Annotated in this window: 17 protein-coding genes and 1 riboswitch; of the genes, 5 read left to right on the top strand and 12 right to left on the bottom strand. The window is 42.3% G+C overall.

Annotated elements, in window-relative coordinates; all coding sequences use genetic code 11:
- Window positions 1-29 precede the first annotated feature (29 nt).
- The 4 genes from AC1DPZ_RS02350 to metE form a co-directional block, all read right to left on the bottom strand.
- Window positions 30-2,498 (bottom strand): glycoside hydrolase family 95 protein, encoded by a 2,469-nt coding sequence (locus AC1DPZ_RS02350; protein ID WP_477400979.1) that lies wholly within the window; start codon window positions 2,496-2,498, stop codon window positions 30-32.
- A 96-nt stretch (window positions 2,499-2,594) separates the two neighbouring features.
- The gene (locus AC1DPZ_RS02345; RefSeq protein ID WP_477400977.1) at window positions 2,595-2,981 is read right to left on the bottom strand and encodes an acyl-CoA thioesterase; all 387 of its coding nucleotides are present in this window, start codon (window positions 2,979-2,981) and stop codon (window positions 2,595-2,597) included.
- Window positions 2,982-3,120: 139 nt separating this feature from the next.
- On the bottom strand, window positions 3,121-4,125 hold the full coding sequence (locus AC1DPZ_RS02340) for a beta-ketoacyl-ACP synthase III (RefSeq protein ID WP_477400975.1): 1,005 nt from the start codon (window positions 4,123-4,125) through the stop codon (window positions 3,121-3,123).
- 57 nt (window positions 4,126-4,182) lie between these two features.
- Window positions 4,183-6,489: a 5-methyltetrahydropteroyltriglutamate--homocysteine S-methyltransferase gene (metE, locus tag AC1DPZ_RS02335; RefSeq protein WP_477401012.1), complete on the bottom strand. Its 2,307-nt coding sequence runs from the start codon at window positions 6,487-6,489 to the stop codon at window positions 4,183-4,185.
- Between the two features lie 168 nt (window positions 6,490-6,657).
- Window positions 6,658-6,859, bottom strand: a riboswitch (cobalamin riboswitch).
- A gap of 289 nt (window positions 6,860-7,148) precedes the next feature.
- Here metE and AC1DPZ_RS02330 point away from each other — a divergent pair.
- The 3 genes from AC1DPZ_RS02330 to AC1DPZ_RS02320 all read left to right on the top strand — a co-directional run bounded on the left by AC1DPZ_RS02330 (window position 7,149) and on the right by AC1DPZ_RS02320 (window position 9,191).
- Window positions 7,149-7,892 (top strand): dioxygenase family protein, encoded by a 744-nt coding sequence (locus AC1DPZ_RS02330; RefSeq protein ID WP_477400974.1) that lies wholly within the window; start codon window positions 7,149-7,151, stop codon window positions 7,890-7,892.
- Window positions 7,893-7,975: 83 nt separating this feature from the next.
- Window positions 7,976-8,488 (top strand): hypothetical protein, encoded by a 513-nt coding sequence (locus AC1DPZ_RS02325; protein ID WP_477400972.1) that lies wholly within the window; start codon window positions 7,976-7,978, stop codon window positions 8,486-8,488.
- A 1-nt stretch (window position 8,489) separates the two neighbouring features.
- Window positions 8,490-9,191, top strand: coding sequence for a pirin family protein (locus tag AC1DPZ_RS02320; protein ID WP_477400971.1), 702 nt, complete (start codon window positions 8,490-8,492; stop codon window positions 9,189-9,191).
- 61 nt (window positions 9,192-9,252) lie between these two features.
- On the opposite strand, the gene tatA is transcribed toward AC1DPZ_RS02320, so the two are convergent.
- The 3 genes from tatA to AC1DPZ_RS02305 form a co-directional block, all read right to left on the bottom strand.
- A complete protein-coding gene (gene tatA / locus AC1DPZ_RS02315) occupies window positions 9,253-9,411 on the bottom strand; it encodes a twin-arginine translocase TatA/TatE family subunit (RefSeq protein WP_477400970.1) in 159 nt (52 codons plus the stop codon).
- A gap of 296 nt (window positions 9,412-9,707) precedes the next feature.
- Window positions 9,708-10,973 carry an MFS transporter gene (locus AC1DPZ_RS02310; RefSeq protein WP_477400968.1) on the bottom strand — a complete coding sequence of 422 codons (1,266 nt, stop codon included), beginning with the start codon at window positions 10,971-10,973 and terminating at the stop codon, window positions 9,708-9,710.
- A gap of 30 nt (window positions 10,974-11,003) precedes the next feature.
- Window positions 11,004-11,441: a MarR family winged helix-turn-helix transcriptional regulator gene (locus AC1DPZ_RS02305; protein ID WP_477400967.1), complete on the bottom strand. Its 438-nt coding sequence runs from the start codon at window positions 11,439-11,441 to the stop codon at window positions 11,004-11,006.
- Between the two features lie 213 nt (window positions 11,442-11,654).
- On the opposite strand from AC1DPZ_RS02305, the gene AC1DPZ_RS02300 reads away from it, so the two are divergent.
- Both AC1DPZ_RS02300 and AC1DPZ_RS02295 read left to right on the top strand, forming a co-directional pair.
- Window positions 11,655-12,047: a group III truncated hemoglobin gene (locus AC1DPZ_RS02300; RefSeq protein ID WP_477400965.1), complete on the top strand. Its 393-nt coding sequence runs from the start codon at window positions 11,655-11,657 to the stop codon at window positions 12,045-12,047.
- 50 nt (window positions 12,048-12,097) lie between these two features.
- Entirely contained in the window at window positions 12,098-12,973 is an 876-nt protein-coding gene (locus AC1DPZ_RS02295; protein WP_477400964.1) for a glycoside hydrolase family 25 protein, read from the top strand.
- A gap of 125 nt (window positions 12,974-13,098) precedes the next feature.
- On the opposite strand, the gene AC1DPZ_RS02290 is transcribed toward AC1DPZ_RS02295, so the two are convergent.
- The 5 genes from AC1DPZ_RS02290 to AC1DPZ_RS02270 form a co-directional block, all read right to left on the bottom strand.
- Window positions 13,099-13,770: a basic secretory protein-like protein gene (locus tag AC1DPZ_RS02290; RefSeq protein WP_477400962.1), complete on the bottom strand. Its 672-nt coding sequence runs from the start codon at window positions 13,768-13,770 to the stop codon at window positions 13,099-13,101.
- Between the two features lie 30 nt (window positions 13,771-13,800).
- Window positions 13,801-14,832: a LacI family DNA-binding transcriptional regulator gene (locus tag AC1DPZ_RS02285; RefSeq protein ID WP_477400960.1), complete on the bottom strand. Its 1,032-nt coding sequence runs from the start codon at window positions 14,830-14,832 to the stop codon at window positions 13,801-13,803.
- Window positions 14,833-15,119: 287 nt separating this feature from the next.
- On the bottom strand, window positions 15,120-16,211 hold the full coding sequence (locus tag AC1DPZ_RS02280; protein ID WP_477400958.1) for a phosphatidylinositol-specific phospholipase C1-like protein: 1,092 nt from the start codon (window positions 16,209-16,211) through the stop codon (window positions 15,120-15,122).
- Between the two features lie 84 nt (window positions 16,212-16,295).
- Window positions 16,296-17,882, bottom strand: a complete 1,587-nt coding sequence (locus AC1DPZ_RS02275; protein WP_477400957.1) for a RagB/SusD family nutrient uptake outer membrane protein — start codon at window positions 17,880-17,882, stop codon at window positions 16,296-16,298.
- A 23-nt stretch (window positions 17,883-17,905) separates the two neighbouring features.
- On the bottom strand, window positions 17,906-20,896 hold the full coding sequence (locus AC1DPZ_RS02270) for a SusC/RagA family TonB-linked outer membrane protein (RefSeq protein WP_477400956.1): 2,991 nt from the start codon (window positions 20,894-20,896) through the stop codon (window positions 17,906-17,908).
- Window positions 20,897-21,690 lie beyond the last annotated feature (794 nt).

The raw sequence follows: 21,690 nt of genomic DNA, 5'->3' as shown, positions 1-21,690 counted from the left end.
GTTGCCGTTCCTGGTTTCGATAAAGCTGATTAAATTTTTGAGCCTGTTATTTTATACAACATCCCTTTTTTAGTATTAAAACTGGTTAAATAGCCGTTAGCTGTTTTAACCGACCGGGCTTGTAGCCCGATAATTTTTACCGGTACGTGCGTGCGCAGTTTACATGTGCCACCGGTTACTGATAAAACCGACGCGGTAACTATCTGCTTGTTTTTCCAGTTCATGGCTATCTCGAAATTGCCACGTGCTTTTAAACCCGAAATATTCCCTTCGGCCCAGGCATCGGGGATGGCGGGTAGCAGGCTAATCTCGCCCGATTGGCTTTGAACCAGCATTTCGCACATGCCGGATAATGCCCCAAAGTTGCCATCTATCTGGAACGGCGGGTGGGCATCAAAAAGGTTGGCGTATGAACCGCCGCCATTGGCATAATTGGTTTTTGACGACCCGGTGAGCTTTAACAGGTAATGTATCATTTTATAGGCATGGTTGCCATCCAGCAATCGTGCCCAAAAGTTAATTTTCCAGGCCAGACTCCACCCCGTGCCGGCATCCCCTCTAAGCTCCAAAGTTTTTTTTGCTGCTGCCGCCAGTTCCGGGGTCTCGATAGGAGAGATCTCGTGGCCGGGAAATACGGTGAATAAATGTGATACGTGCCTATGGTGCGGATCTGTATCTTCCCAATCCTTATACCATTCCTGCAGGTTTCCTTTTTTACCAATGTGTAAGGGGTACAATTGCTGGCGATAAGCAACCACCGAATCGCGAAAAGCCTTATCGGTGCCTAACTCACCTGCGGCATCTATAACGTTGGTAAACAAATCCCAGATGATGGCTATATCCATGGTAGTGGCTACAGATACGGTGCCTTGTTTGCCTTTATCGTCAATAAAACTATTTTCTGGCGATAGCGAAGGAGCTGTTACCAGGTACCCTTTGTAAGGAACTAAAAAATCCATGCAAAAATGAGCGGCGCCTTTCATGAGCGGATAAGCGGTATTCCTGAGATAGACCTTATCATTTGTAAACTGGTAATGCCACCATAAATGTTGCGATAGCCATGGCGATCCCATTGTCCAGTTGGCCCACATCGGGTCGCCGTGCCCTAAATCGCCAACCGGGTTTGATAAGGCCCAGATATCGCTGTTATGGTGCACCGCCCAGCCCCGGGTATGGTAAAATTCTTTGGCTGTAACCTGTCCCGTAACTGCGGCGTTTTTAATAAAGTTTATAAAAGGTAATTGCATTTCCGACAGATTAGCTGCCTCGGCGGGCCAATAATTCATTTGCACATTGATATTAGTGGTGTAATTTGAGCTCCATGGCGGTCGGATCTCCTTATTCCAGATGCCCTGCAAATTGGCCGCCGGTCCGCCCGGGCGCGAGCAGGAAATCAGCAAATACCTGCTGAACTGAAAGTACAATGTTTCAAATGAAGGGTCTTTAACCCCTTCCGAATAATTAAACAGGCGCTCATCTGTTGGCACCAATGCGTTTTTGTCACCGGCAGGGGCCGCAAGGTTAAATGATACCCGGTTAAAATATTTATGGTAATCGGCATAATGATGTTGCAATAACTCCGGCCAGTTATATTTTATGGCTTTATCTAAATAATCCGCTGCTAATTTGTGCTCGTCTTTACCTTCGTTATCGGGACATTTATCAAAGCCGTTAAAGCTGGTTGCCGCCGATAAAAAAATAGTTACATCAGTAGCGTTCTTCACCGTAATGCCGTTGGTATCGGCGCTTACCGTTCCGTCTTTATTAACCGCTTTTACCTGTAATTCATAGCGCATTCCACGGCAACCGGGTTTGTCATTTAGGGCAAGCGTATCTTTCAAGTTGACATAACTGGGCTGTAGGTGTGATGGGGCTTGCCCTTTCATTAAAATTTGGTTGTTGGATACAACAACGTTCTGATATTTTAACTCATTACCGGTACCTAAGGTGAAATTTAGCCGGCCTTTTTTATTTGCCGTAAAACGGATAATGATTACCTGGTCGGGGGCCGAGCTAATGATCTGCCTGGTATATTCTACGCCATCGATTGTGTAACGGGTTGTGGCAATGGCGTTCCTGATATCCAAATCGCGATAGTAGGTTGTCGGGATAGTATCTTTCAGCTGCTGGGTGATAGTAAGATTGCCCAACGGCAGATAGGATTCTGAAAAATAGCCCTGCATTTTTTTTGCATACTCATTGGCCTGGGCATAATCTTCGTTTTTTAGCAGTGCTTCCCTTGCCAGCAGCAAATTGTCATAAGCTTTAGGGTTTACGTTGGTACGTACGGGGCCGCCGGTCCACAGGGTGGCCTCGTTTAGCTGGATCAGTTCGCGGCCTACGCGGCCAAATACCATAGCACCCAGTCGTCCGTTGCCTAATGGCAGGGCCTCTGTCCAAACTTTTGCGGGTTGTTTATACCAAAGTTTTAAGTTTTGCTGGCAAAAGGCCGTCAGGGGTGCCAGCGCAATCAATAAGGTTGCTAATTTTTTATCCATAAAGCCAATGTGTAGATTTATAGCAGCTAAATTATAAAACTTAATTGGCTTTAAATATGCAATGTTATGAGCGCTATTAACTAAAGGCTTACCCTGTTAATCCACAACTTTTACAGGGTGCTTATGCTCATCAATTGCTACAAAGGTAAATGTACCGGTGATGGCCTTTTCGCGTACAAAGGAGTACATCTCTTCAATAAAGATCTCTACCAGTACTTTCATACTGGTATTGCCAATGTGCGATACAGTGCCCACCAGTTCGATGATGGTTCCTGAGGGGATGGGTTTGTTAAAATCTATCCTGTCGGATGATACGGTTACCATTTTTTTACGGGTAAAACGGGTAGCGGTTATAAAAGCCACTTCATCCATCATAGCCATTGCCGAGCCGCCAAAAAGCGTATCGTAATGGTTGGTATTATTGGGGAATACGGTTTTAAAGATCCGCGTTTCTGATGCTTTGATTCTTTCTTCTGTGGTCATTTGATAGTGTTGAAGGCCTAAGTCTAACAAAAACCGTCATTGCAAGGCACGAAGCAATCCCAAATTGGCAGAGCCGCTCTGTAAGCAGGGGATTGCTTCTTAATCTCGTAATGACGGTAATTTAATATTTTCTGGTTGCTTACGCTGTTCTTAACTTACCCCATTTTAACAGGGTAGCGCCCCATGAAAAGCCGGCTCCAAAGGCGGTAAATATCATGTTATCGTTGTATTTAAAGTCGTCTTTAAAATCCCAAAGGCAAAGCGGTATGGTGGCAGCGGTGGTGTTTCCGTATCTATCGATATTTACTTTAACGCGGTCTTCGGGCAGGCCCAGGTTTTCGCCTACGGCATGGATGATCCTGTAGTTGGCCTGGTGCGGTATCAGCCAGTCAACATCATTTATTGTCATGTCGTTGCGTTTCAATACCTCGGTACAGGTTTCTGTCATTCCTTTTATAGCAGCTTTAAACACTACCCTACCCTCCTGGCGAATGAAATGCTGATTTTGTGCAACAGACTCGGCTGTAGCCGGGATCTTTGAGCCACCACCCGGAACCAGCAGGTATTCCCTTCCATGTCCATCGGTTTTAAAAACACTATCTACCAAACCAACATCTTCGGTAGTTGGTTCAAGCAAAACGGCTCCGGCCCCATCTCCAAAAAGAATACAGGTATTGCGGTCCTTATAGTTGATGATAGCACTGTTTTGATCGGCGCCTACCACAATCACTTTGTTGTACCGGTTGCTTTCAACCAAACTGGCGCCCAGGGTATAGGCATATAAAAAGCCGCTGCAGGCAGCGTTAACATCAGTAGCCCAGGCATTGGTTAAACCCAGCTTATCGCAAACAATGCTGGCGGTTGATAAAAGTATATGATCGGGGGTTGAAGTAGCAATTATTAAGCAGTCAATTTCTCCCGGTTCCAGACCTGCATTTTCTAATAAGTTTTTTACGGCATAGGTAGCCATATCTGAGGTAGCAAGTAACGGATCGTTTAAAATCCTCCTTTCCTTTATTCCTGTTCTTGATACTATCCACTCACTATTAGTATCAACCATATTTTCTAAATCACTATTACTCAATATATTATCAGGAACAAAACCACCAACACCTGTTATAACCGCGTTACTTTTTAATCTCATAAATGCAAAAAATCTGAAAAAACAGGCAATTATACACAAATTGCCTGTTTTAACGGGTCAGGATACTATTGTTTCTACAACTAACTGACGAAGTTGTTTCGCTGCCTGTACCATATTTATGAGTGCGGTCTGCGTTTCGGGCCATTTCCGGGTCTTCAATCCGCAGTCGGGGTTAACCCATAAATTACCTGCCGGCAGTAATTCTGATGCTTTCTCCAGCAAGCTTACCATTTCGCCAACCGTGGGTACCCGCGGCGAATGGATATCATAAACTCCCGGACCAATCTCGTTTGGATATTTAAAATCGGCAAAGGCCGCTAACAGCTCCATTTGCGAGCGCGAGGTTTCTATCGTGATCACATCCGCATCCATATCGGCAATGTTGCCAATGATATCGTTGAATTCGCTATAGCACATATGCGTATGGATCTGGGTTTCGTCCCTTACCCCGCTGGCCGAGATGCGGAATGCGCGTACTGCCCAGTTGAGGTAATTTTGCCAGTCCTTTTTACGCAAAGGCAAGCCTTCCCTAATGGCAGGCTCATCTATCTGAATCACTTTGATGCCGGCCGCTTCCAGCGCCACAACTTCGTCCCTGATGGCCAAAGCTATCTGGTTAGTGGTTTCGGACCGTGGCTGATCATCGCGTACAAACGACCATTGTAATATAGTTACAGGGCCGGTAAGCATGCCTTTCATTAGTTTTTGGGTGTTTTGCTGCGCAAAACTGCTCCACCTAACGGTCATATCCGCCGGGCGGCTCACATCGCCATAAATAACCGGTGGCTTTACACAGCGGCTGCCGTAGCTTTGTACCCATCCGTTTTTGGTGAACAGGAAACCATCCAAACGTTCGCCAAAGTATTCCACCATATCGTTGCGCTCAAACTCGCCATGTACCAATACATCAAGGCCTATCTCTTCCTGCCAGCGAATGGCGTCAATGGTTGTTTTTTCTATTTCGGCATCATATTGTGCAATAGTTAATTCACCTTTTTTGAATTTTGCCCTCAGCGAGCGGATATCATCAGTTTGCGGGAACGATCCTATGGTAGTTGTAGGGTACAGTGGTAATTTAAAGCGCTGCTGCTGTATTTTCTGACGGGTGATGAATCCGCTTCCACGCCGTGCGTCGGCATCGGTAATGGCAGCAACACGTTGTTTTATTTCCTGCTTATGAATAAGTTTGGAAATATTGCGGCTGGAGGTAGCACGCAGGTTATTGTGCAGCAATTCGTTATCGCCGTCAACAATAAGCGCCAGCTCATTCACTTCATTCAGTTTCTGTTTGGCAAAGGCCATCCAGTTTTTTATTTCGGGAATGATGGCAGTTTCCAGGTCAAGATCAATTGGTGTATGCAGTAACGAAGAGCTTGGCGCTACCATCACCCTATCTTTCCCCAATACGGCAATTGCTTTTTTAATATGCGTTAGTGAGCGCACATAGTCGTTTTTCCAGATGTTGCGGCCATCAACAACACCCAACGAAAGGCTAAGTTTATCGGGTATCAGCGAAAGCACTTTGTACAGCTGATCCGGCGCACGCACCAAATCAATATGAATGGCGCTTACCGGCAAAGTAACAGCCAGTTCGGTATTCTCATGCAGACTTTCAAAATAGGTAGCAAGCAGCACTTTAATATCCGGGCAGTTTTTGCTGATCTCCATATAAGCATAGGCATAAGCTTCTTTTTCTTTTGGGCTGAGATCAAGCGCCAGGAAAGGCTCATCTATCTGTACCCATTCGGCGCCATAGCTTTTCAGCCTTTTTAATACTTCTATATAAACGGGCACCAGTTTTTTAACCAGGTCGATCTTATCAAAACCAGTTTGTTTTTCTTTACCTAATAAAAGATAGGATACCGGGCCGATCAATACCGGTTTTGGTATGTTGCGGGTGTGTTGTTTGGCAAGGATAAACTCATCAAACACCTTTTCGCTAAAGAGCCTGAATTGCTGGTTCTGTACAAACTCCGGTACAATGTAATGGTAATTGGTATCAAACCATTTGGTCATTTCCATGGCAGTAACATCAAGGCCATCTTTTTGATAACCGCGGGCCATGGCAAAATACAGGTCGATCTCGGTATTGGTTTTGTTTTGGGTTAAAACCGGGGTATAACGCTCCGGGATATTGCCCAGCATCAGCGAGGTATCCAGCACCTGATCATAAAAGCTGAAATCGTTACAGGGGATAAGATCGATACCGGTATCAACCTGGGTTTGCCAGTTTTGCAAACGGAGCGTGCGGGCAACGGCAAAAAGATCATCACGGCTGATTTTACCTGCCCAGTACTGTTCACTGGCCTTTTTGAGTTCACGGTGGGCACCTACACGAGGATACCCTAAATTGTTTTTGAGCATACGCATAAAACTTTTTTGGTTAAACATTAATTTGAATTAATGCTCCTTACGGTTTTCGGTATACTTTCGGAGGAAATGGTAATAAAAGGCAAAAGCATAACATACAGGCATACGGGTGTCATGTAGGTCATTCTTTTTCTTTGACTACTGCTTCATTGCGCGAAAGCATTGTCTTTATACATTGGGGCAAGTATCCTGGCTTGTAACATTGTTGCCGTCCTTCTCAACCGTCAACCGACGATCAATGGACATTGTTAAAGGCAACAACCTTGTATGTTACTTACAGTTGCGCGACAGCCCGTGATTTACACACGGTTCCTTATTAATCCCTGTGCTTTAAACACCGGGAACCACTCTGCAGAAAAAAAGTAAAGAACTTTATTGGGCGTAAAGATGGGAATAAATGTGCAGATTTCAGATTACAAATGCGCAGATGATGTTTTTGATTTGAAAATTTGGGGATTTGAAAATGGTTTATGATTATTTCAATCACAGGACGATTAAACCAGCAATGATATTTACGTTTATCCAGAAAGAATAACCCATTCATCGACACAATCACACCACTAACCGACACTTCATAAGTTTCCTTAACCGCTACAATTACTTTTGATCAACAATCAACAGAACTTATATCATACCCCTAAATAAATAAAATCATGGAACGCAAAAACTTTTTAAAAAGCCTGATGATAGGCGCGGTGTCTACATCAGTATTGGTTGAGGCCTGCAAAAAGGAATCTACAACTACTACAACCAGCAGCACATCGGGCACAAGTTCATCATCAGGCAGTTCATCCGGGTCAAGCTCCAGCTCAGGCACTTGCAGTGTTATTGAAAGTGAAACCGAAGGGCCGTTCCCTACTAAAAGTCCGGCATCTTATGTTCGCAGTGATATTACCAGCGACCGTACCGGTTATAAGATGACTGTTAAAATTACTGTCAACAATAGTAATAACAGTTGTAACGCGCTTTCTGGTGCTTTGGTTGATATATGGCACTGCGATAAAGAGGGCAATTACTCTGAATACGGTGGCAGCGGAATGCAAACCACAGACTACACTGCAGTTCACTTTTTACGCGGCAGACAAACTACCGATTCAAACGGGTTGGTAACATTTACTTCAATTTTCCCGGGATGGTATTCGGGCAGGGCCACGCATATCCATGTGCATGTGTACAACTCGGCAGGTACATCATTAAAAGTAACCCAGATAGCTTTCCCCGAAGGTACCGGTACCGCGCTGGCAGCTGTTGCAGGTTATAGTAAAGGAATGAGCGGCTACACCTATAATGCAAGCGACAATGTGTTTAGTGATGGTTATACGCTTGAGACGGCTGCCGTAACCGGCAACACCACCGATGGCTTTGTGCTTTCAATTAGCATGAGCGTACCTGCATAATACAATTGTCCTTTTTCACCCCTATTAGTTCTATCATGCAACCAAAGGCGCTATTATATTTAGCGTCTTTATTTTTTACAATTATGAGTACCCGTATCATCACCCTGTGTTACCGAAAGATTATTGATGCAAACTCCGCTAAACAGTGGGATAAGCTGGTATTTGAAGCATCTTACCTTGAATTTAAAATGCAGGCCCAGAATTACAGCATAGGAACATCATTTACCACCTACGCCGAGCTGCTAAGGCACGTTCCAAACGCCCAGCAGCTTGCCGGCATGGTTACACCATCTGTAACCGGGTATGTACAACAATTAGCAGGCATAGTGCCCGAGATACTGAACAATGTGGGGAAACGCTTTTTGAAATTTAATAAATTTCAGCTCGAGATCATCAACTCCGATATCAACGATAAAGCAAAACATCAGCTGGCTATAAATTTTTATACCGAACCACTCCTCTGGCACGACACTGTGGAGAGCTTTTTGCTTGTATCTGACTATAAACCAGAACAAGCAGCAAACGAAGAAACGCTTACCAACCTGTTCCAGGTGCAACCATATGTAAATATATACTCACTCAAAAATCAATACTAAAATGGAAAAGATCTCACCCGGTCAAATTTACCTTGCCGACCAGCGGGGTGTAACCGAAACCAACGTTTTTAGAAGATGCTGTAGTTTTAATTACGGCGATCATTTTAATGAACACCGCGAAGCTTTTGGCAGCCTAAAAGTATTTAACGATGAGATCCTGGCAGCTAATAAGTCGGTTACCCTAACTGTTGCCCATACTTGTTATTTTGTAATTGTACCCATAACGGGCGAATTACTTGTTAAAGATACGGAGGGTAAAAGCAGTATAATAGATGTGGGTGAGGTACATATAAACTATACAAACGCAGGCGGTATTTTAGAATTGATTAACATTTACCAGGAAAATTGGGTGAACTTTTTGTACCTGCAAATAAACGCCGACGGTGATGAATTCCCTATTTTAAATGAGACATTTGGTTTTGATTTTGCTGACAGGCAGAATGAACTGATAACGATAATTCCGGCTGATCGTAAATTGCCGTTTAAGCTAAGTATTGGTCAGTTTACAGGGCGAAAGGATGCACTTTATCATTTAAAAAATATCAATTCTTTGCTTTTCGCCTTTAATATAACCGGGGCGTTTGAGCTACAGGGCCGCTTAATGCATGAGCGTGACGGGCTGGCTTTATGGAACCTGGAGGAAGCCGATATGGAAGCACTAAGTAATGATGCGGTGATATTGATATTAGAGATGACCGACTAAATTTTAAACTATATATACAATAAAACAGGCTCCCTGGTTGTCCATCCCGGGAGCCTGTTTTTTATTCTTTAACGGCTGGTTCGTTATTAACCTTACCGTCGTTAAATGCTTTTATCCCCTGGCCCATACCGCGCATTAACTCGGGAATTTTTTTGCCGCCAAACAATAACAGTACTGCAATAATGATGAGTATTAACTCAGGTGCTCCTAATCCGCCCATAAATTTTGATTTTAAATGAATGATACAAATAATAAATCCTTTGTATCATCAAAAATATAAAAGCAGAATCTGCCATTTGATATAGTATCGGTGAACCGGTAATTTGTATCGATTAGCCCCGGTTGTAAAGTCAGGGAACAGCGTGGAAAGAATAATATTTGTTTAGATCAAATTTACGATGTTTTAAACCTTCGTAAATATGTTCAACTATTCAATTCGTGTAATTCCGGCCTCAATTCGTGAATTCGCATCCGTTCAATTTGTGTAATTCGCACCCCCTTCAATTCGCATTCAGGCTAATTAGATGCAAGCGCGTTTACCGGAGGTTGCTGAAGTGTTTGTTCTGTAGCTTTTTTGAGTTTTATTTTCCTGATGTAGCGAATCTGCAATAAGCCCATTATTACCGCTACAAGCCCCTGTCCTAAAACGGTATCGGGTACGCCTATTTTTTGAGATATGCCCCCTACCAGCAAACCACCAAGCGGCTGCATCCCAAAAAAAGCCATCGCATAAAAACTAATCACCCGGCCGCGCATAGCCGGGTTAACAGTGGTTTGAATTAATGTATTACTCATGGTAATCTGGGCCATCATACCAAAGCCRATAACTGCGGCAAACAGCAACGCTAAAGGATAGTAATGTATATGCGAAAAAGCCACCAGCGCTGCACCAAAAACCAGCGTGCTAAAAGCCAGTACTTTTTTAAGGTTAAGCCCCGGTTTTAGCGAAGCCAGGAAGATGGCCCCGAAAAGTGCGCCCAAGCCGATTACGCTATCTATTACCCCGAATGTGGAAGCCGTACCTTTAAAAATATCCTTGGCATAAACCGGGATAAGCGTACTAAAAGGAAGTACCATGAAGCTGGTCATACCCAGCATCAGCAGCACAAGCCTGATGGACGGCGTATTTTTTATATAAGTAAATCCTTCTTTTAGTTCGAAGAAGATATTCTGCCTATGCGATTTTGGTTCGGATTTTGGCAGCTTCATTAACATTAAGGAGCCAATTACGGCTATAAAGCTGGCCGCATTGGCCCCAAAACATATAGTTTCGCCAAATTTTTCCAAAGCCAAACCCGCCAGTCCGGGGCCAATTAATCTCGACAAATTCATCATGGATGAGTTAAGCGCAAGTGCATTTGGCAGGTCGGCTTTGTTGTCTACCATCTCGTAAACAAGCGCTTGCCGGGCAGGTACATCAAAAGCATTGATAATGCCGAGCACAGCACTCAGGGCAATGATCTCCCATGCAAAATAATGACCAAAGAACACCAGCGCGGCCAGCAACAAAGCCTGGATCATGGATGCGGCCTGGGTAACAAATAATAATTTATAGCGATTATACCTGTCTGATACCACCCCACCCAAAAACGACAATAAAAAAGATGGAAACAAACTGGCAAAAAGCGAAACACCCAATAAAAATTTAGAGTGTGTTTGCGAATAAATCAGCCAGCTTACGGCTGTTTTCTGCATCCAGGTACCTATTAATGATATGGATTGCCCGGTAAAATAAAGCCGGTAATTGCGGCTTTTAAAAGCGTTAAACGTATTAATATTCATTACTCACCCTGTCCCCCTCTCCCAAAGGAATTATTCAAAATCAACAATTTTAGTTAAAGGCCCTATTGCCTTTTTAAGTAGTTCCTGTTCCTCCGCGGTACATGTAGCCTCAATAGCATCGTAAAGCCATACATTACGCTCGGCCCGAACCTGCTCCAGCACAGACCGGCCAAGATCAGACAGACTGATTATAGCCTTGCGTTTATCTGTTTCGGATATGCGCCTGTTGATCAACCCACGCTGTTGCAGGTTACCCAGTATTTGAGACATGCTTTGCGTGGTTATTTTTTCCATCGCAGCCAGTTCATTCGGCAATAATTCGTTATGCTGATAGATCAGCGCCATGGTCGATCTTTCGGTTAATGATAATTTATCGGCAGTTATGGAATGTTTACGCAATACCTTAATCAACCGGCCTACAACCGTACGGAGATCTGCAGCCAGCTGGATATCTTTTTGTTCAGTCATTTTTATTATTAAGTAAACTTGTAAGTTTACCTTACAAATTTAGAAAATATTTTATCTTTTATATGTCATAATGAAAATAAGATCATGATTGCAGCACCTGCATTGGTACTGCTACAGGGCAAAACAACGATCTGTATCATTTATTACCCTTAATCATTTTGTAATTTTGTTTTGGATCGAGCAAAAATCTTATTTTAATTTAAATAAACGGGCATGAACCCCAAACACGATATAACATCATTAGAAGACATCAAACTACTGGTTGATACCTTTTACAACAAAGTTGCCGAAGACGCATTGTTAGCCCCTGTTTTTAACGAACGGCTGGGCGAGAGGTGGTTGCCGCACCTTGAAAAAATGTATACTTTTTGGCAAACCCTATTGCTGCAAGAGCAAACCTACAGCGGTGCACCTTTTCCGCCGCATGCAAAACTACCGGTTGATGAAACCCACTTTGATGAATGGCTGCAGCTGTTTACCCAAACTGTAGACACTCTTTTCAGCGGAGAAAAAGCAGATGAAGCTAAATGGAGGGCAGGCAAAATGGCCGAAATGTTTCGGTTTAAAATAGCTTACCTTAAAAATAACCCACTGAATATATTGTAGGTTGCAAATTAGGACGGGGAATATGCAGGCCATTTTCGTAAATTCGCCCTGTGCCTCCTCCTGTAAAAAAAACTCCTGCTAAAAGCCCATCAACGGTAAAAAGGAAACCTGTTGCCAAAAAGAAAACAACAGCAGGTTTAGCAACCGGATGGAAGGTAGCTTTTGCTGGCCTACTGCTTATCCTGCTTTCGCCTTTTTATTATGGTTATATTTTAAAAAGCGCAACTGCTACCTGGCGATGGATCCTGGATGCGGGGCAAAATACCAGTTACCGTACCTATAAAAGTTTCAATGTACGTATCCCCAACAATTATACCGTGCATGGCATTGATGTATCATCGTACCAGGGTAAAATAAACTGGGCAAAAGTAAAGGCCATGAACGAGGATGGCGTACATATCAAGTTCGCTTTTATTAAAGCTACCGAAGGTGTTTTAATGACCGATCCTTATTTTCAACGCAACTGGCGCGAAGCGCCAAAAGCCGGTATCATTTGTGGGGCATACCATTATTTTTTACCGCAGAAAAGCGGCCTATGGCAGGCGAGATTTTTTTTACAAACCGTAAAAATTGAAAAGGGCGACCTGCCCATGGTGGTTGACGTAGAAAGACTATACCGTACCACCCCCGAAAAAATGCGTGCCCAGCTTACTTTATTTATTAACCAGGTAGAAACAAAAACCGGTGTAAAACCCATCATTTACACCAACATCAGCTTTTACCAGGATTACCTGCGGGGCTATTTTGATGACTACACACTATGGATTGCTCACTATTACCAACCCGAATTAAAGATAAGCAGTAAAACCAACTGGCAGTTTTGGCAACACTCGGATAAGGCCCGTATTAACGGCATTAACCAAAAAGTAGATATGAGCATTTTTAAGGGCGATAGTACGGATTTGGAAAAAATGCTGGTGAAATAAAAAACATTTCAATAATCGTTACAAAAGGAGCCTCTCGTTTTTAAGAAGAGGCTTTTGTACAAACCGTTGATTTTTTTGATTACACTGGTTCCATTTTCAAATCGTCAAATTTTCAAATTGATGTTTTATACAGTTGGATTAGCGGCGTAGGCAGCCCAAAGCTCATCCACTGTTTTACCGGTTTCATTTTTCCAGCTATCATTTGTAAAAGTGTGGGTGCGTAACCGGGCATCAAATTTCTTTACCAGGTTTGGTTTTACATTTTTCTCCACCCAAACTAAAAAGCGTGCCGTAACACGATAGGCATTATCATAGTTTTGCGTTGGCTTATAAGCAGGTAATGTCCATTTGGCGCCCTCATTATCCACACCAAATTTAAAGCGGGCAAAATCGGCAATGCCTTCGGTTAGCCAGCCAGGACCATTACTATCGCCATAATCCTGTACAATATGCATTACCTCGTGGGTAACAACATCAATATCTTTAGGATGCTTTGTCATGTATTTTGAGCCGAACACCACCCTGGCGTCGGCGGTTGCCGCAACCCCATCATAGGCGGTATCAATAACAAAGGTTACATTCCTGGTAACCTTTTTGTTGTACTCTTTTTCGAGCTTTGGGTATACTTCAAAAAATGTTTCAACCAGTTTATTTATAACAATTTTATCAAATGTTGCATCCTGATTTATAACCGTTAGTTTATAGCCCTTTTTATTAATCACCTCGGTTAACTGGGCATGGCCGGCGGCACAAAATGCAAAAAGCCCAATCAGGTTAAAAAAAAATGCTCTCTTCATTGTTTTATGTATATAGTTAGTTGTTTAGCGCTAAAAATCTTGTTTTACAGTTACAGTAGAATCCCGCTCCACCAGCGTTGCGGGTATTTGAAGCTTGGTTTTGGAAATATCGCACTTTTCGGGGCTCATTTGCGACAATAACATATCAATTGCTGATTTAGCAATTTCATAAGTAGGCTGCCTTACGGTGGTAATGCCCGGAGGATATAGATTAAAGATCTCGTTATCATCAAAACTAACTATCGCCAGTTCACCGGGAACATTTAGCTTAAGCTCACTGATACTCTGCAGGCCCATTATACCCAGGTAATTGGTGGTAAAAAACACAGCATCCATTTGCTGCTGCTTTATAAACGTTTTAATAGCATGTACAGATTCTTCCGTATCGGCATCAAAAGGCAATTTAAAAATATTTCTTTTGCTTTCCTTAATCCCATTTTTCTTTAAAGCATCCTTATACCCCTGCATCCTATCCTGTAACTGGATGAGGTCAAGATCGGCCGTTACAAAACCAATATTACGATATCCTGAATTGATGAGGAACTGAATAGCATTGTAAGAACTGTTGTAATTATCAACCAGCACATGCGGAATATCAAGACCGGGGAAATAGCCATCTATTAACACTACTGGTTTTTCATTGGCCACAAGGTTTTGTATCTCTTTCTCCAACCCTTTCAAGGGTGTTATAATATACCCATCAACCAATTGCTGCGAAAGCATTTTGATCACATCCTTTCCTTTTTGAATATTATTATTGGTGCTACAGTAAATAACACCATAGCCCGCTTTTTCGGCCTCCTCCTCAATTACTTTAGCCATAGCTCCAAAAAATGGCCCGCCAATGGTTTCCACAATTAACCCGATAACCTTTGATACACCTGTACGCAAGCCAACAGCCATCCTGTTGGGCTCATAACCGTTTTTATGAGCCACATCCAATATTTTTTCACTGATCTCTTTACTTATACGCCCCTTTCCGTTTAAAACAAACGATACCGTGGTTATTGAAGTATTGGTAAGTTTTGCAATATCCTTTATTGATATTTTCTTATYGATCATGCTGCTTTAAATTTCCGATAACCCGCTACCTATAAACGCAGGTACTGCTGTTCATCTCCAAAATTATAAATTAATAGTACAGTAAGGCCATTATCCTCTCCGCTTAAACCCTGTTAACAATATTTAACCTTTTTGAAAAAGTTAATCAGCACCTTTTGGGATGATTTAAAACAGGCTTTGGCAAATGCTCAAGAATAAAAAAACCGGCCTGTTGCCAGGTCGGTTTTCATATGGGTTTCACCTATTCTTTTTGTAAGATACAGGCTAAATGCAAAAAGACAATCAAACTATTTTGTTGCCATTACATTCGTATTTTTAAACAAAGGRTTTATTTTAAAATAAGTTCCGCCGGTAAAACTGATCATGTAAGCAGATTTAAAGTGAGTACTTTTCTGGTAATAATCGGTACTTATAATTTGCGCTCCGGATTTTTGGGCAGCTTCAAATGATCGTTTATCATCATTACGCGCCTCTTCGGTATCAGAGTCGGCCCGGGTACGAATAATGTAACCTTTTTTTACCAGCCTTTTTATTGCTGCCAGGTCCTTTTTAGCATTATTCATAATATGGATAGCTGCCTCGGGAGTGCCGGGCAGTGCATCGGCAAACAATACACGGCCTTTAAGGGATGGATGGCCGGCGATGTAGGCTGCTCTTTTAGTTCCTTTTTCGTCGAGTATAAAAATAAATTTACCTTTTGCAGCTTTTAGTGTTGGCCAATTGTTGTGCAATACGGCTGTTTCAAGGGTTTTATACTTTCCGCGAACATCATCGGGTGTTATTAAATATTGTTTGCCCAGGTTATCTAATATAGCTTTATCAAGCTGGGCAAATGTTTTTGAGGTAAATTTTTCTGGAATTGAAAAGCCAGGTTTCTTCATTGGCTCATCCTTGGCGTTCATGGTAATAAAAATAGGATTATGATCGGGATGAGCATCGCTCCAGGCTTTTAGTTCCTGCAGGCAAAGTTTAAAGGTTAAACAATTACTGCGATAATCAATATCCTGTATATGAAAAACCTTAAAGCCCGGCTCTTTCATTACACCTTGTGTATCATAAGGTGGTTGTCCGGGTACCCAGTCAAGCCCTTTAGGGTGTGCATATTTGCCCCCTTTGGCATCGGCATAAACATCTATCTCCAGTGCGTTAAGGCCCAGGTTAAGCTGGTCTGAAAGGCCAATGTGATTATAATCAATTTTATTCATCCCGATAGAATCCCGTTTTTGCAAAAACCGGAATAGTTTAGGATCAATAGATTGTTTGTAACTGTTATGCGATCCTATTACCTGGATCTTGTTTATAGTTATATCGTCGGGCTCATTTTTTAAAAATGAAAGAGGAAGTAAAAAACTGATCAGGAATCCGCTAATGATTTTCATTTTATATTTGTTTTGCTATCAGTTAAAAGCATAATAAGCGCAAAAGCCAAAACTTTTGCGCTTATTGTTTATTATCAACACAAATTAGTAACCGGGGTTTTGAACTAATTTAGGGTTAAGTTTAATTTCGGTTGATGGTATAGGATACAACCTGCGGGTAATATCTTTATTCATGCTCAGTATATCATTTGGCAGCGGGTACTCCACTTCAAATTTACCGTAACGAATAAGATCATTACGGCGCCATGCCTCCCATGAAAACTCGCGGGCACGCTCATCCAGTAAATCATCCAAGGTAAAGCCTGCTCCTGTAGGCGCATTTGCACGTGTACGGATCTTGTTTATCAAAACATCCGGGGTTTGCAGTTCGCCGTTAACGGTGGTAGCTGTAGCGCCGCGCAAAATAGCTTCGGCTTTCATCAGCATCACATCGGCCAAACGCAAAACAGGTACATCGTTACCATTTAGGCGGGTGGCCTGGATAATGGAAGGATCGGGATAATATTTAAGGGAACGTACACCTTCTGATTGGCTTGCAATGGTGTTTCCTAAATCCATAGGTTTGCCCGGTACCAGGGTTAGTTTAGGCTCAATATAAATTTGAGTTGTGGTACCAGGGTAGTACACTGGCTGCGTGGTAAAGCCGCCAGCGCCATCCGGTGCAAACTGCGGCCCGGCCAACCATGTTTTTGAACGAACATCATTAGGCAGGTTAAAGCGGTTGTAAAACTCGGGCGTGGTGCTCATGGCAATACTTAAGCCTACGTTAAATCCATAAGCCTGTACCAGGTAGTAAAAAAAGCCAAACCTGGTAAACTGGTTACCCGGAATCTGCTGATCGTAAGGAATAGCAAATATGGTTTCGTTAATTTGAGGACCATTGTTTGGCAAAAATATATCCCTGTATTTTAAATCAAGGCTATAGTTGTTATTCTTTAAAACACTATCGGCCATGGCAACAGCGCCTGTATAATTAGCGGTACCAGTATAAACCTGCGCATTAAGGTACATTTTCTCTAACAAAGCAAAAACCATGGCTTTGGTAGGCCTACCATAATACAAGGTTGCGTTACTGCCTGTTTTAGCCGGCAGCAGTGGCAACGCGCTTAACAATTCGCTTTCAATAAACTGGTATACTTTGGCCCGTGATTGTGTTGCTGGCTGTACAGTTACCGGAAACTCGGTAATAATAGGCACGTTACCGTACAAATCCATCATGAAGTAATTATACAAGGCGCGCATGGCCTTAACTTCTGCAGATGAAGTTGCCTTTTTTGTTGCCGGTGATGAGGAAGCGTCAATAGTGCTAAGTATCCGGTTACATGTGTTTATACCGCCAAAACCCCACTGCCATATACCTATTACGTTAGGGTGATCAAATGTCCAGGAATGGTAATGTAATTGCCTGTACTGGCCGCCGTCATCAAAGTTACCATCGCGGGCAGGCAGTATAGCCTCATCTGTGGATAGCTCCTGCATACGCCAGTAAGGCACGGCAAATTGCGACGAAAGGTTTGAATAAATGGTACCCAGCAGCGCGTTATAATCTGCATCAGTAACCGGAAAATTTGATTTTACGTACTGCGACTCGACAGGTACATCTAATTTTGTGCATGAGGATGTACCCAGGATGGCAATCGCTGCGGCACATAATATTAATATCTTTTTCATCTGTATATCTTTAGCTGAATTTTTTAAAATGATGCATTTACACCGAAACTGAATGTGCGGGTTTTAGGATAAAAATCCTTGTTATCAATACCAGGGGTTAAACCGCCAATATTTACTTCGGGATCAACACCCTTGTATTTGGTTATGATAAAAATGTTATTGCCCGATGCATAAAAACGCAGGCTTTTAATAGCCTGGATATGTGGCTTAATGGTATAACCTATGGTAGCATTATCCAAACGCAGGTATGAGCCGCTTTCCAGGAAACGATCTGACACCAGGTAACCATTAATATCTTTAAACGATTCGCCAAGGGTGTATCTCGGGATGTTCTGGAATTTGGAATCGGCCGGGTTGTTTAAAGATGCAAGCGTAGCATTCAGGATCTGGCTGCCATAAACGCCACGGAACAGGAAGTTAAGATCGAAATTTTTGTAAAAGAAACTGTTGTTCCAGCCATAAATAAGCTTGGGCTGCGCGCTGCCTGTTATACGCTGATCTGTAGTAAGTGGCTGCGATGCGGTGGTTGAACCATCGGCCTTTTGATATGTACTTACGCCATTTTCATTTTTACCCAAATAGTGCCACAGGTAATAAGTGCCAATTGCATAACCTGGCTGTATGATCTGGCTGCTTAAAAATGACTGACCCTTACCACCTAATTGCGCGGTTAAAATATTGTTAATGGTAAATTGATTGTTTGACAAGCTTACCACCTCGTTTTTATTGTGCGATACGTTAAACGATGTACGCCAGGTAAAACTATTGGTTTTTACAGGGATGGCATTCAGCACAACCTCGATACCACTGTTTTTTATTTTACCTACGTTGGCTGTTAGTACCGGGTAAGGATACTGGGTTGATGATACCGAATAATCGGTGATCAGATCGGATGTTGTTTTGATATAATAGTCAACCGAGCCCGTAATCCGATTTTGCAGTAATCCAAAATCCAGACCGATATTGGTGGTTGCTGTGCTTTCCCACTTTAGGTCGGTATTCTCATTACGTACCGGGCCAATAGAGTTGGTGATTACACCGTTGCTTAAAAATTTACCCCCGCTGCCGTATATTAACCGGGCAGTAAAGGCATCAAAGCCCAGGCTATTTCCTGATACACCGTAACCGGCCCTCAGTTTCAGATCACTGATTACGGGCATGCCTTCCATGAATTTTTCGCTGATGATCTTCCATCCGGCAGAAACCGCGGGGAAATATCCATGACGCTGGTTTAAACCAAATCCCGATGAGCCGTCCTCTCTTAATGAAGCCTGCAACAGGTATTTATCTGCATACTGATAATTTACACGCCCGTAATATGATATCAATCTTAAAGTTGAAATGTAAGCCGGGTTAAAAATAATTTGCGACAGGCTTGTAGGGTTCGAGAACGACAAGTTATTGTACGTTAAATTATCATTTGAAAAACCCTGGGTTTGTACACCAAAGCCATCATTGGTACGGTCCTGCTGGTACGAGTAACCGGCCAATGCTTTAATGGAGTGCTGACCGAAAACCTTATCGTAATTAAAATAAGCTTCAACCACGTTGCTGGTATTGGTGTAAGCGGCACGGTTAGCTACGCCATTTGCACCAACAAAAATGCCCGATTTGCTGTTATAGTAGGTATTTACATTGTTTTGCTCTTTTTGGGTCGATCCCGTCAGCGTAAACTTTAAACCAGTTAAAATGTCGACCTGGGCAATACCGTTTATCAGGGTTTTATTGTTGTCGGTTTTGATAAAGTTATTATCGATTAATGATAACGGGTTTAAAGTACCACTGCCTGTACGGGCAAAGTTTTCTTTATAAGTTCCGTCGGGGTTAAACGGACTTACCGTAGGCAGGTAAAACAATATGCCTGATAATACCTGGCTTTGCACAATATCGTTGTTTTTGGTAGCGCTGTTGGTTAAAGTTAAACCCAACTTAAGTCTGTCATCAAAAAAACGCTGGTTAATATAGCCTTTGTAAATAGTACGCTCTAAACTGGTATTTTTAAGGATGCCATTATTTTTCAAATAGTTTACGCTTACGCCATACTCCGAATTGGTACCTGCACCGCCATATGCAAGATTATGATTTTGTGAATAGCCCGTACGCTCGGCAAGTTTTTGCCAGTTAGTATTGGAGCCGTCATCATCTAATGGCTGTTTCAATGGCACCACACCGTTATCGGCCAGGTATTTACGCAGCTCATCGCCGGTAAGCATATCAATGTTTTTTGATACCTTTTCCATGGCGCCGTAGGCGCTGTAGGTTAGCCTGGTTTGACCAGCCTTTGCTTTGCGCGTGGTAACAATAATTACTCCGTTTGAAGCACGTGAACCGTAAATTGCTGTTGATGATGCATCTTTTAACACATCAATACTTTCAATATCGGCAGGTGCCAAAAGGTCAATAGACGCTCCAGGAACACCATCAATTACATAAAACGGCTGTTGTGCCGCACCGGTGCGGAAAGTTGAAGGGCCTCTTAAAATGGTTGCGGGCGGTTTGTTGGGGTCGCCGCTTTTGGTAATGTTTAAACCAGCTACCTTACCCTGCAAAAGCTCGGCCGGAGTAGTTAATACACCCTGGTTAAAATCTTCGGCTTTTACCGAGGTAATTGCGCCGGTTACATCTTTACGGCTTGATGTGCCGTAACCAACAACTATAACATCTTTTAACTGTTTAATATCAGTTACCATGGTAACGTTAATGATTTTTTTGTCGCCTACGGTTACTTCTTTGGGTACCGAACCCAAGAACGAAAATTTTATTACGTCATCGGCTCCGCTTACAGTAACCTGGAATGCGCCGTTGCCATTTGTTGATGTGGCTTTTCCCGAACTTTTAACAGTTACAACTACACCTGGCAGGGGTGCGTTGTTCTCGTCGGTAACAGTTCCTTTTATTGTTTTATCCTGCGCAAATGCACTTGCCGAACCAATCAGCATGTACAGCAAAAGCATAGCTGCCTTTGGCTTAAAATCATAAAACAACCTTAAAATAAGTCTGTAGTTTTTTTTCATAAGTTTTAGTTAAATTTTTAAACCCCTTTTTGCATGTAAGAAAACTGCCTGCTAAAGAATATTAGCAAGGCGATATTTGCTGCAAAAAAAAGCTTATGGTGTTAGCTGGAAATAAATTGTGTATTAACTTATTCGCAAGTAAAAATTAATAATTAGGTTAGATATAATTGGCCTTAAAGCTAATAATTAAATTATATTGAAGAAAATTTTATAAGAAAGTAAAACACGTTAATCTATGATTAACATATTTTTAACATACTGCTGTAATTCAGAGGGTAATATTATTTGGAAATGACCGTAAAGAGGGCGGCTTAAATTTTATTTATGAATGTTTTATCCTTCAAAATGAACCATTTATCCGCGACATTGCCTTTGTAAGATTTTGCGGAACCTGAAGGGAAAATAGCGTTTTAAAAGATTTGTCATCCTAAACGCCGTAAAGGACCTATTATTCGCCATGCTTCTTCGTCCTGCACAGTCTGCGAATAGATCCTTCACGTCGTTCAGCATGACAAAAAGGTCTTTGTTGCAAAAATGTTACAGGTAGTGATAAAATCGAAGGGGCTCTGAGGGTGGGAAACGACAAATCGGCGAAAGACTTACGAAGTAATTATGTAAGAAAAGCATAGCGCAGTGTATGCGGTCATCCTCTTAGAGAGAGGGCCGAAATTTAATTTTAAAGCGATAACTTAAAGTTTCGCAATGATTAACAATTAAATAACTGCGCTATGCTACGTACAAATTTGCAAAAACAAAATGATTTTACCGGCCAGGACTTTTATATAGGGCTGGAT

The organism is Mucilaginibacter sp. P4_G9, assembly GCF_056400985.1.
The sequence above is the reverse complement of the archived record's forward strand: the minus strand, read 5'-3'. Positions and strand labels throughout refer to the sequence as shown.